The 12,488-nt window shown below is 60.8% G+C and carries 7 protein-coding genes; 5 read left to right on the top strand and 2 right to left on the bottom strand.

The annotated features are described in order from the left end of the window. Nucleotide 1 precedes the first annotated feature (1 nt). Nucleotides 2–1,570 carry a glycogen synthase GlgA gene (glgA, locus tag F474_RS12905; protein ID WP_097085213.1) on the bottom strand — a complete coding sequence of 523 codons (1,569 nt, stop codon included), beginning with the start codon at nt 1,568–1,570 and terminating at the stop codon, nt 2–4. Nucleotides 1,571–1,951: 381 nt separating this feature from the next. Here glgA and F474_RS12900 point away from each other — a divergent pair, with 381 nt between their 5' ends. After that, nucleotides 1,952–6,508: a hypothetical protein gene (locus tag F474_RS12900; RefSeq protein ID WP_097085214.1), complete on the top strand. Its 4,557-nt coding sequence runs from the start codon at nt 1,952–1,954 to the stop codon at nt 6,506–6,508. A gap of 65 nt (nt 6,509–6,573) precedes the next feature. On the opposite strand, the gene F474_RS12895 is transcribed toward F474_RS12900, so the two are convergent. Then, nucleotides 6,574–6,756, bottom strand: coding sequence for a DUF6026 family protein (locus F474_RS12895; RefSeq protein ID WP_097085215.1), 183 nt, complete (start codon nt 6,754–6,756; stop codon nt 6,574–6,576). Between the two features lie 317 nt (nt 6,757–7,073). Between F474_RS12895 and gnd the strand changes: the two genes are divergently transcribed. From gnd to F474_RS12875, 4 genes are all read left to right on the top strand, one after another. After that, on the top strand, nt 7,074–8,051 hold the full coding sequence (gene gnd, locus F474_RS12890) for a phosphogluconate dehydrogenase (NAD(+)-dependent, decarboxylating) (RefSeq protein WP_097085216.1): 978 nt from the start codon (nt 7,074–7,076) through the stop codon (nt 8,049–8,051). A gap of 72 nt (nt 8,052–8,123) precedes the next feature. Continuing rightward, entirely contained in the window at nt 8,124–9,629 is a 1,506-nt protein-coding gene (zwf, locus tag F474_RS12885) for a glucose-6-phosphate dehydrogenase (protein WP_097085217.1), read from the top strand. A gap of 116 nt (nt 9,630–9,745) precedes the next feature. Then, complete coding sequence (locus F474_RS12880; RefSeq protein WP_097085218.1) at nt 9,746–11,584, top strand: glycoside hydrolase family 15 protein; 1,839 nt, start codon at nt 9,746–9,748, stop codon at nt 11,582–11,584. A gap of 73 nt (nt 11,585–11,657) precedes the next feature. Then, nucleotides 11,658–12,470 (top strand): crotonase/enoyl-CoA hydratase family protein, encoded by an 813-nt coding sequence (locus F474_RS12875; RefSeq protein ID WP_097085219.1) that lies wholly within the window; start codon nt 11,658–11,660, stop codon nt 12,468–12,470. Nucleotides 12,471–12,488: the final 18 nt, after the last annotated feature.

Genomic DNA, 12,488 nt, shown 5'->3' with positions numbered 1-12,488 from the left:
TTCAGTAACGTCCATTGCGCGCAACTGCGCGTTGCACCAGTTTTACGTACAGGTCGGCATAGGGTGCGACCGCCTGGCTCCAGTTGAAGGGTTGGGTCATTGCACGGCAGCGCATGGCGCTGAGCAGTTCTGGCTTGCCAAAGGCATAGAAGGCGCGGTTGACTGCATTGAGGTATTCGTCAACAGATGCGCCATCGAACAGAAAACCGGTCACGCCGTCTTCGATCGTGTCGGCCAAGCCACCGGTGTTGCGCGCGATGGGCAGGGAACCAAAGCGCTGGGCATACATCTGGCTCAGCCCGCACGGCTCGTAACGCGATGGCATCAACAGGAAGTCACTGCCCGCGAACATCCGGCGTGCGTCGGTCTCATTGAAGCCAATGCGGACGCCAATGCGACCGGGGTGGCGCAAGGCGAGCTCACGCATTGCTTGTTCTTCTTCCGGTTCGCCGCGGCCGATGATGACCATTTGGCCGCCTCGCTCAACGATGGCGTCGGCAACACCAATGGTGAGGTCCAGGCCTTTTTGATAGACCAGTCGCGACACCACGGCGAACAGAGGCCCCTCGCTATCGTCGAGCTCGAACAGCTCGCGAACATGCTGGGCATTGGTGCGCTTGCCGTCCCAGTCATTGAGGCTGAAAGGGCAGACCAGGTGGGAATCAGTTGCGGCCTCCCAGCTCTCGTCGATGCCATTGGGAATACCACTGAGCTGGCCCTGGTGGGCTTTGCTGCTCAGGAAGCCGTCCAGGCCGCAGCCGAATTCGGGGGTGGTGATTTCACGAGCGTAGGTCGCACTGACAGTCGTGATGTGGCTGGAGTAGGCGAGGCCGGCCTTGAGAAACGACAGTTTGCCGTAGAACTCCATGCCTTCCTGCTGCAGTGCGTGTTCCGGAATGGCCAGTTCGGGGCAGCACGCCAGGCTCACGGTACCCTGGTAGGCAAGATTGTGGATGGTGAAGAGTGTGGGCACATTCACACCTCGCCAGTGCATGTAAGCCGGTGCCAGGCCTGCGGGCCAGTCGTGGGCGTGAACCAGGTCGGGCTTCCAGTGCACCATCCCTTGGCCGGCGGCTATTTCGCACGCCGCCATACCCAGGCGAGCGAAGCGGATGTGGTTATCTGGCCAGTCGCGGCCATTGTTGGCACCGTAGGGGGTGCCATCGCGCTCATACAGTTCGGGGCAAAGCAGTACATAAATCACCAGGCCATCGGGCATGTCCATCCGGCCGATCTTGCAAGGCGGAAGTGCAGCATGCCCACCCAGCTCCCCAACGGTATGAATTGGGTGGCCGCTGTTGACCACTTGGGGGTAACCGGGTATCAAAATCCGCACGTCATGAAGGTGAGCCATGGCGCGGGGCAGCGCTGCCGACACATCGCCAAGGCCACCGCTCTTGACCAGGTCTGCCATTTCCGAGGTGACAAACAAAACGCGCTTACGGTCAGGGTTCGGCGCGGTAGTGGGCTGGGACATCTTGCCGGTCGAAGTAATGGCGGGCACCGGTATGACCTCGGCTGCCTGCTGGTTGAAGCGCTCTGCGTGGGTTTCGACTGCGGCACTGATCATTACACTCTCCCAATTCATTAAGTTACATCTGGCAATACACTCTGTTTATCGTTCTGGTCCTTTCCCTGGTGTCACCTTGCAAAAGCCGGGCACAGATTTCATGCCGTTGAGCGCCAAGGCTAGGTGTTGCGGTACCGCCACGGGAGGGTAACGGCCGTGGCAGAGCAGCCACGACGTACCCGACAGATGACCTTCGCGAGCTCTCATAAGTTTCGACTTTATTTAGCGAAACTCTCAGGCGGTCGTTTAACGCACTGTGAGTGTAGGTACGGGGAGCAAAAGCGCCTCCAGCCGCACGTTAAAAGTGCGTAGAGCTATCTACCGCGTTTCATTACCGAGCATCGCGCCCAATGGCAGTTTTCTGCCCTGAGGACATGCGCCATGCGCCCACCACTTTCGTTACTCAATCAAGTGCTCGATCAGGCCAGCCTGCTCAGCGAAGTTGCCACGCGGTTTTGCCCACGGCCGTCACTGTGTGGGTGGGCCGCTTCGTTTCTGGATGACTACATCGCAGAGCTTCACAGCGCCTTGCCTGCCTCTGGAGAGCTATGGTTGGCCACCCCCGTTTATTTGGACGACGAAACACAAGAAGGTTTTCAGGGTTATGACCTCAATCCCTTGCCTTGGGTATTGATCGACAGCAACTTGCGCGGTGATCCGTTGAATTTGATTCAAGGATGGCATTTCGTTACCGACCAGGCGGGTAACGAAAACCCTCGTCAGTTACCAATTGATATGGACGAATTGACGCTTTGGCTGGACGAAGGGGCGCGTCATATGCAGGGCGGGTTCGCGCAAAGCTTGGTCGGGTGGTGGGGCGCGCCTGACACCCAATCTCACCAGACACCCTGGGCCTGGCTGGCTGACCATCTGCGCGGTGCGATGCTGCGAGAGGCGTCTTCGGGCCTTGACCCTGCCGATGCTGCAGCATTGCGGGCGCTCGCCGACCGCCGTGGCGCAGGGACGGACGCAGGGTTGCTGAACATCGTCGGCGATCAGGGTTACTTACCGTTGCCAGGCAACCTGGAGCCCGCGCTGCTGATTCGCCAACCCCATGTTCAACCGGGTTGGGAGCGGTTGATACTGTGGGCGCCCAAGGTCGGAGCGGTGGTATTCCGTGACTGGCCGTCCATGGCGCATTACATCAGCCAAGCGATGTCACTCGATATTGGGCAGCCGCAGGTCACGCTCGAATGTCGACGCTTCGAGGGTGATGCGTTTGAGGCCATGGCTGGCCGGGTGCTGGAGATCCAGATGATTTGCTGGCCGCCCTTGCTGGAGCTTGCGCGCGACCATCGCTTGACCGCCCCGACGGTGGCCATGCTGGTAGATCAGTTGACAGGACTGCTGACTTTCGACCGGCTGGACCGACAGGCCTTGGGCAAGCAGATAGCCAAAGGCTTGCCGGGCTGGTTGGTCAAGGCCAGCGACCAGGACCGACAGCGATACGCCGAAGGGCTCGGGCGCCTTGCACTGAGCCGCCAGGTGGGCGATTTTGATTGGCTGGAAGGGGTCCCCTCGTTGGACGAATGGACCCGCAAGCGCTTGCTGGCTCAAATGCGTGTCGACTGGCCCGAAGACCCGTTGCCGGATATCGACGAACTTGACCTGAGATTGTTGACCAACGAAAGCGCCATGGCCTCGGTGGTCAGCAGTGGTGAAGGCCTTCTGGAGGAGCACAGCATCAGCCTTGTACGGCTGGCTCAGCTTAATCGCGCCGGACGACCCCGGGGCGAGCTGACATTGCACGTACGCCCTGGCCAAAAACTGCCGCCAGGCTTTGATCGTGACTACGTCGAGCAATTAGTGCACGAAGTGGACATTGGCGGGAATTACCTCAGCCTTCTCAGAGCGCAGTTGCAGGGGCCTGGGCTTGAGCCTGAGAGGCGCCGGCAAGTATTTCTGCGGCAGTGGTCCATTCAACTGGCCCAGCAGGCTCTGGAGCATTCGTTGCGAGATGCGCACGGCTTTAGCTCGGAGACGGCGCAGATGGTAGCTGTCGCCGTCGGCGGGACAGGCGAAATGCGCCTGCATGCGATCATGCGCCCCTTGGTGCTTGAGGCGTCGGCGAGCCAGAAGGCCTGCCCAACAGCAGTGTTTGTGATCGGGCCTGGTGATTGCGGCGAGGGCCCCCGAGTACTCTACACGCCCCTGCGCAACCCAACCTTGCAGGCGTTCACTTCCATGGCCGCCCTGGAAGACGGCCTTCGTGAAGAAGGAGAGTTGCAACGGTTTGTGATCGATTGGCTCAAGCCAGAGGTACGCAATGTCTACGCTAATGGCGGGCTTGCGCAACCCCACATTGTGCGATTCGGGCAAGGCGATGAGTTCGCGCCTTTGAGCGTTCCCGCCCCGGCCGCGATCCGTGAAGGCAGCGCTTTGATATCGCCCGGTGATGCAGTGCACGCTGCGCTGGTCGAAGCGATGATCGATCTGGCCGACCGGCGTACCGTTTCCAACGCTGAAAGTCGCTGGATCTCCTTTGGCGCATTGGCGTCGGCGCTCTTTGAAGCAGTGCTGCCTTTTGTGCCGGGCCCTTTCGGCGTTGCCGGGTGGGTGTTTGGGTTGCTGGAGCAGGTCGGCGAGCTGCTTGAACAAGAGAGCAACGGTGCGCAGCAGCCCAATAGCCCGCAGGCGCTGACCGGCCTGTTATTCAATGTGTCGCTGTTTCTGTTTGCCGAGGCGCTTCATTTGCCCGCTGCACTGAACGCTAGGAAGTCGACCAAGGGAAATCTGACCCGGCCGGCGACAGAGCGTGCCAGGGTCCTCATAGAGCATGCAGAGATTCAAGAGCCGGTACCGCCATCGGCACCCCTGTTATCGTTCAGTTGGGCCAGCGCCCGTGCCCAGCTGCCGCCCGAGCGGCTCCAGGCCCTTCGGGCAATGCGGCAGGCGCTACCGGCCGGCCATGGCAGCCCTGCACCCTATGGGCAGATGGCAGGTTTGTATGTGGCAGATAATGCCCTTTACGTGCGCCTGGCTGAGGGTGACTTCCAAGTTGCGTTCGATGAACACGCCCAGCTGCGGGTAGTGAACCCCGTGCGACCTACAGTGCCGGGCCCTTGGCTGGCCCGAGATGAAGCAGGGCGCTGGCGGCTCGATACCCGTCTGCGTTTGCTAGGCGGTGGCGACAGCGCCCAGGCACTGGATCGCCAGGTCGAGAGCCTGCGCGCCATGGCCAATTACGAAAGCTGGATTAGCACGTTCGCCAATGACCTCAAGGCCTTGGATTTCACTGTCAACCTGATTGCCAGCACTCGCGCCTCTGAGCGCCCGTCTCGCGAGCAAGAGGCCCAGCAACTGCACGACAATTTTCATGTGCGCTTGAGCACCCTGATCGACAGAGCCGACACCTTGGCCAGCCAGCTGGAGGAAGCCAATCGGCATTACGCGTTACGGAATTATTGGGAACGTCAAGGCAGGCTAATGAAGATACGTATCTCATTGCAGCTTCGCAGGATCGCCAACCGTCGTAATCAATTGGCCGGCCTGACCAAGGATTGGGAGGCCAAGAAGCAGGCCGCAAGCGCGTTGTTGCAGCAGCCCGCCTATATAGAGTCATTGCGCAGCCGCATCGGCTGGTTGGACGAAATGCTGATGGGAAACCGGCTTGTGGATCAACTGCTCGACGATCTTGTGCGGATACCCAGGATCGGCAAACAGTATCGTGAGGAGTTGCAACCTCGGCTCGAAAAGCTGCCCAGCCCATTGCTATGGCACCGTACCAGATTGTCATTGATGGGCGTGCTGGGGTTGCATGTGGCGGGGGTTCAAGCACCCGAAGTCGCGCAGGCGGCGAGCAACTGGCTGGAGTCGGCGCTTGAAATGGCGCACCGCTATGAGCAGGTGCTGGATGAGGACGCGGTGCGCCAGCAGTTGCCAGAAACCACACCGATAGCAGAGCGATTGGCGGCTGCCAATTCCAGCGCTGGTACGCTGGAGCAGGTGCTCCAGGGCTTCCGGGCGGCCGCTGACGGGCTGGCCTTCGCCCGTGATGGGGCCCCGCTGGGGCTGCTGGGGCAGGATTTCACCGCACTGCTCCATGCCGTGGTGGCGCTTGGTGATCAGGTAGAGGCCAGCTTGCAGCAGGTGTTGGAGCGTGAGCTGCGCCTGCGCCGCTACGAGCGCAAGGCGAGCCGCAAAGCCCAGCGCAAACTGGATAAAAGCCAGCATCGAGCGCCCAGCAGGGTGGTTACTCTCCGCAAACCGGTAGCCGAGCCCTTGCCCTTGTTGCCTGAAGAACCCGTGGAGCAGATGCTTCGCCACCTGGCCATAAGCCCGCCTGCTACCGGGGTCAAGAACCTCATGAAGCAAGCCCGCACACGCCTTGATGGAACGGCCAAGCTCGTGCAGCGGGTGCGTGGATGGGTCAGCGACCAGCGCATACCCGTAGAGATGGAAGAATTGCTGACCGAGCCAGCCAGAGAACTGGACAAGCTCGCCGATATGCTGGAGCAAGCATCGCGGCAAGCAGTTGAGAACCCCCCTGCGGGCGGCCTTGAATTGCGGCAGTTGGTTCAGCGGCTGCGCAGCACCGCCGATGAGCTGCGGGGGGAGGGCAGGCAGGTACGTATCGAGACCATATTGATCCGGCCGCCCACCGGTGACAACTTAAGCTGGTTATTGCAGCAAAATGAGGCGAGCATTGGCCCCTTGGGCCCTGAGCAGCCGCTCAAGACCGGCCAGGGTGAGGGGGACCGGCTACGTGAAGCGCTGATCAATAAACGAGATGGCACACCGCTGTGGTATGCGCACTTCCACTACACCCATTCCGGTGAATTGGTTGCTAGCCATCTGAAAACCGCCGCTCAACGTTTCGACGGGTTGGGAAAACAGCTTCAGCAAGCGCAGGCCGGAAAATCGGTGGTCGCTATTTGGCGCGGCCGGCTGAGTGAAGTGCAGGTCAGGGCGATGTTCCCGCAAGCGCTTCGGTCCTGAGCTCTTGCCCACGAAAAACGCCCCTGGCACCTGAAGGTGCCAGGGGCGTTCAGAGGCGCGAATGGTCAAGCGATGCGCGCTTGGCCCTCGTAGCTCAGCATGGCGCGCTGGGCTTGGACCAACAGCGCGGTCAGGCGAGCCACTTCGTGCTCCAGCTGCAGGCGCTGGTCTTTGAGTTCGTTGAGTTCGTCCCGGCGGATGGTGACATAAAGGGTTTGCGGAATATTCGCAGCTACTACGGTTCCCATGGCGTACCTCACATGGCTAAACACTGATTTAAACGGCCTTGGCCGGGACTTTTCATGAACCTGGCTGCTACCGTTGTCGGGACGGATTTTGATTTCTTGAGCGTGATTTGGGAACTTTTTTATTTTTCATGGTCCCCGTGCCCTGAGCGTGATTACCTGCAAGAGGCCGCGCGGTGCGGGTTTCATGGCGTCAACCGTTCGTCGCCTGGCTTTTGGCGATTTCACGAAACCTTCCAGATGCGCACCCGGACTAACTCCTGAAACCGCCGCTGCGTTAAGCTTGCAGGGCTTTTTCTTATTTTCTGGAGTAAACCGGCATGCAATTGGGAATCGTGGGACTGGGTCGCATGGGTGGCAACATTTCAAGGCGCCTGATGCGCGGTGGCCACACGACCGTTGTGTATGACCGTAACGAGCAAGCGGTGCAGGCATTGGCCGGGGATGGCGCGCAGCCTGCCAGCGGCTTGGCAGACCTCGTCGCCAAACTGGAGCGCCCCCGCGCGGTATGGGTCATGCTGCCGGCAGGCGCCCCGACCGAGAGCACGATCAATGAACTGGCGGGGCTGTTGGAGCCGGATGATGTGATCATCGACGGTGGTAACACCATGTACAAAGATGACATCCGCCGCGCCAAGGCGTTGGCCGAGCAGCAGCTTCACTACGTGGATGTGGGCACCTCGGGCGGCGTATGGGGCCTGGACCGCGGCTTCTGCATGATGATCGGCGCCGAAGACGCCGTATTCGAACGGCTCGACCCCTTGTTCGCCACCCTCGCTCCGGGTGTGGGTGATATTCCCCGCACTAAGGGCCGCGAGGGTGAGCCTACCCGTGCCGAGCATGGTTATATCCATGCTGGCCCCGTTGGCTCGGGGCACTTCGTCAAGATGATTCACAATGGCATCGAGTACGGAATGATGCAGGCCTTTGCCGAGGGCTTCGACATTCTTAAAACCAAGAATTCCGAGCAACTGCCGGAAGATCAGCGCCTGGCGCTCAATATGGGTGACATCGCTGAAGTTTGGCGCCGCGGCAGCGTGGTCTCGTCTTGGCTGCTGGACCTCACCGCCGACGCGTTGGTGGGCGACCCTGAGTTGGCGCAGTATTCGGGGTCTGTTTCCGACAGCGGTGAAGGGCGTTGGACCATTGACGCGGCGGTAGAGCAGGCAGTGCCGGCGCCTGTACTGGCTGCTTCGCTCTTCGCGCGGTTCCGTTCTCGCCAGCAAGCGACTTACGGTGACAAGATGCTCTCGGCCATGCGCTTCGGCTTCGGCGGCCACATCGAAATCAAGAAGTAACTCCAAGGGCGCCCCGGGCTGGCGCCCTGCCGCCCCGGGGCGCGTCGTCCGCGCCCTGATCGAGGTAACGCAATGAAGCGAGGCACATCAAAGGTCGAACCGGCTCCAGCCTGCAATCTTTTCCTGTTCGGCGCCCATGGCGATCTGGTCAAGCGGCTTCTGATGCCGGCAGTTTACAACCTGGCACGCGATGGATTGCTCGACGAAAACCTGCACATCATCGGCGTTGACCATAACGAAGTCGACGACCACACATTCGCCGAACGTCTTAAGGCGTTCATTCTCGAACAGGCCAAGGCCAAAGACCCCATCAATGGCGACAAGGCCATTGACCCGGCAGTGTGGGAGCGGCTCGCCCAGCGCATCAGCTACATCACTGGCGACTTCACCAACGACGACACTTACCAGGCTCTCGGCCGGCGCATCCAAGAGAACGGCACCGGCAATGCGGTGTTTTACCTGGCAACCTCGCCCCGGTTTTTTCGTGAGGTATCCAGCCGCCTGGGCCGGGCCGGGCTGCTGTATGAACAGCCAGACGCCTACCGTCGCGTGGTCGTGGAAAAGCCTTTCGGGCATGACCTGGCGTCGGCGCAGGCGCTGAACCACGACCTGCTTCAGGACATGGCTGAAACCCAGATCTACCGCATCGATCATTACCTGGGCAAGGAAACTGTCCAGAACATAATGACCAGCCGGTTTTCCAACGGCATTTTCGAGGCTTTCTGGAACAACCACTATATCGACCACGTGCAGATCACCGCCGCAGAAACCGTTGGGGTGGAGAGCCGTGGCAACTTCTACGACAGCATCGGCGCGTTGCGCGACATGGTCCCCAATCACCTGTTCCAACTGCTGGCGATGGTGGCGATGGAGCCGCCGGCGGCATTCGGTGCCGATGCTGTGCGTGGCGAAAAAGCCAAAGTGATCGGCTCGATTCGCCCCTGGAGCCCCCAGGAGGCCTTGGCCAACTCGGTACGGGCGCAATACCAGGCCGGCAACGGCCAGGCAGGCTACCTTGAAGAACCCAAGGTCGACCCCGCCAGCCGTACCGAAACCTATGTCGCGCTCAAGGTCATGGTCGACAACTGGCGGTGGGTGGGGGTGCCGTTCTACCTGCGCACAGGCAAGCGCCTCACCGTGCGCGACACTGAAATCGCCATCTGCTTCAAGCAAGCACCCTACGCCCAGTTCCGCGATACCGAAGTCGACCAGCTCAAGCCCAACTACCTGACCATTCAGATCCAGCCCAACGAGGGCATGTGGTTCGACCTGCAGGCCAAGCGCCCGGGGCAAGCACTGGTGATGGAAAACGTCAAACTCGGTTTTGCCTACAAGGACTACTTCCAGATGGGGCCCTCTACGGGTTACGAGACGCTGATCTACGACTGCCTGACCGGCGATCAGACGCTCTTCCAGCGGGCCGACAATATCGAGAACGGATGGCGCGCGGTGCAGCCGTTCCTCGATGCCTGGGCTCAAGGCGGTAACGTCAGCGGCTATGCAGCAGGCAGTGACGGGCCTGCCGAGGCAGATGAACTGCTGGCACGCGATGGCCGCCGCTGGCATTCGCTGGGCTGACCTGCCGATTTATTTCATGCCCCCGCCGTGCAAACCGTTTCGATCAAAGGTGGTCACACTAGCAAGGCAGCGCCTGGCGCTGCCGGCCTTCTACCGCAAACGAGGTTGCCTACCGCATGCCTGCATTGATCGAAGACTATGCCCTGATCGGCAACTGCCGTACCGCTGCACTGATCGACAAAACCGGTTCGCTGGACTGGCTATGCTTCCCCCGCTTCGACGGCCCTGCGTGCTTCGCAGCATTGTTGGGCAACGAGGAGAATGGCCACTGGCGCATCGGCCCGGCAGACGATTCGGTACAGGTCAGCCGGCGCTACCGTGAGAACACCCTCATTCTGGAAACCACGTTCACTACCCGCTCCGGAACCGCGCGGCTGATCGACTGCATGCCGATGGCCGAGCACCATAGCGTGATCCGAATCGTGGAAGGGCTGGAGGGCGAAGTACCGTTCGACATGGACTTGTCGATTCGCTTCGATTACGGCAGCAGCATCCCTTGGGTTGAACAACCCCGTGACCAAGTACTCACTGCCGTCGCGGGCCCCGAGCGGCTGGTGCTGTTCAGCGACAAGCCGCTCAAGGCTCGTGATCATCATACCGGTAGCCAGTTCACCGTGCGCCCCGGTGACCGCCTGGTGTTTACGCTCACCCACCAGGGCTCCGTTCAGCCACTGGCTGAGCGTTTCGATGCCGAGCTTGCCCTTCAATGCACTGAGGCGTATTGGCTCGAATTCGCCGGCCGCTGCCCGGACCTGGGTCGTTTCAGCGAACAGGTACGCCGTTCGTTGATCACGCTCAAGGCGCTTACCTACGAGCCCAGCGGCGGTATCGTCGCTGCGGCAACTACTTCCCTGCCAGAACGCCTGGGTGGCGAACGAAATTGGGATTACCGCTTCTGCTGGCTGCGCGATGCAACCATGACCTTGTTGGCATTCATCAACTTGGGCTATGTCGAGGAGGCCAATGCCTGGCGTGAATGGCTGATGCGTTCAGTGGCAGGTAGCCCCGAGCAGATGCAGATCATGTATGGCTTGGGAGGAGAGCGGCGCCTGCCGGAGTACACATTGGACTGGCTGCCTGGCTATGAAGGCTCGCGCCCGGTGCGTATCGGCAACGCGGCAGCCACCCAACGGCAGCTGGATGTCTACGGTGAGGTCGTCGATGCATTGAGCCAGGCCATTCGGGCCGGTATGCCCCGGCACCCCCGCAGCGCTTCGATTTTTCGCTTGGTGATGAGGTTTCTGGAGAAGGCCTGGCGCCAGCCTGATGAGGGCATCTGGGAAATTCGCGGTGAGGCCAAGCATTTCGTGCACTCCAAGGTCATGGCTTGGGTCGCATTCGATCGTGCGGCGCACCTGGCCGATGCCAATGAGCAAGAGTTGGGTATGGGTAAGCGCTACCGTGCTATGGCCGACCAGATTCATGCGCAGGTCTGCGAGCAGGGCTTCAATAAGGAGTTGGGATACTTTGTGCAGAGTTACGGTGCCACGGAAGTGGACGCCAGCCTGCTCCAGATCGGCCTCACAGGATTCCTGCCAGCCGACGATCCGCGTTTCGTCGCCACGGTCGAGGCGATAGAGGCGCAATTGGTGCGTGACGGGCTGGTGCTGCGCTACCTGACCCACCGCATGGATGACGGCCTGACCCCAGGCGAGGGGACGTTCCTGGTGTGCTCGTTCTGGCTGGCTGATGTTTACGCGTTGCTGGGGCGCAAGGCTGATGCAGAGGCGATGTACGAGCGCTTGAGCGGCCTGTGCAACGACGTAGGCCTGCTTGCCGAGCAATATGACCACGAAGGCCAACGAATGCTGGGCAACTTCCCACAGGCTTTCAGCCATATCGGCATCATCAATACCGCATTGAACTTGCACCGGGCCGAGTGCCCGGCCCAAGCTCGAGCTCATGGGGGTGAGCCGGCGCCTGCCGAACAACCCACGGCGCAAGCCACGCCCTGAATGGCCACAATGTCGCGCCGGGCAGTTGCGCAAGGACGCTATGATGGGGCCCGCTTGCAGACAGGAGAACCTCATGCCCGAAGACAGCTTCCTCAGCCTGGAGCACCATGGCCCCATCGCCCATGTGCAATTAAACCGCCCGGCCAAGCGCAATGCGCTCAGCCAAGCTTTTTGGGAGCAGATCGGGCCGCTGTTCCAAGCACTGGACGATGACGACGCGGTGCGAGTGATTGTGCTCAGCGGCGCAGGTGGGCACTTTTGTGCCGGTATCGACTTGGCACTGTTGGCGAGCCTGGCCGGCCAAATGGGCGCAGATGCGGGCCGGAACGCTCGGCTGTTGCGCAACACCGTTCTGCGGTTGCAGGCCGGGTTGAACGCAGTCGCTCAGGTGCGCAAGCCCGTTCTGGCAGCTGTTTCGGGGCATTGTGTGGGGGCCGGGGTAGACCTGATCGCCGCCTGCGATCTGCGTTATTGCACTGACCAGGCCAGCTTCTGCCTCAAGGAGATCGACATGGGCATGGCAGCCGATGTCGGCACGTTGCAACGTTTGCCGCGGATCGTTGGCGAGGCCACGCTGCGCGAATGGGCTTATACCGGCTGCTCCATCAGCGCTTCGCAGGCCCAGGCTGCGGGGCTGGTGAACCGTGCTTATGCCGATGAAGCCGCGTTGCATGAAGGCATTTTTGCCATCGCCCGAGAGATTGCCGCAAAATCCCCGCTGGCCGTGCAAGGCACCAAGCGCATGATCGATTACATGCGCGACCATCGTATCGATGACGGCCTTGATTACGTAGCCACCTGGAATGCCGCCATGCTGCAGTCTGCAGACTTGAAGGTGGCCATGGCCGCAGCGCTGGCTCGGCAGCCCGCTATTTTCGACGATTGACCCATAAAGGATACACCC

Origin of the sequence: Pseudomonas sp. URIL14HWK12:I12 (assembly GCF_003097135.1) — a bacterium.
In the GTDB taxonomy this organism is placed as follows: Bacteria; Pseudomonadota; Gammaproteobacteria; order Pseudomonadales; family Pseudomonadaceae; genus Aquipseudomonas.
Note: the sequence above shows the minus strand (reverse complement) of the source record. Positions and strands in the feature narration are given on the sequence as shown.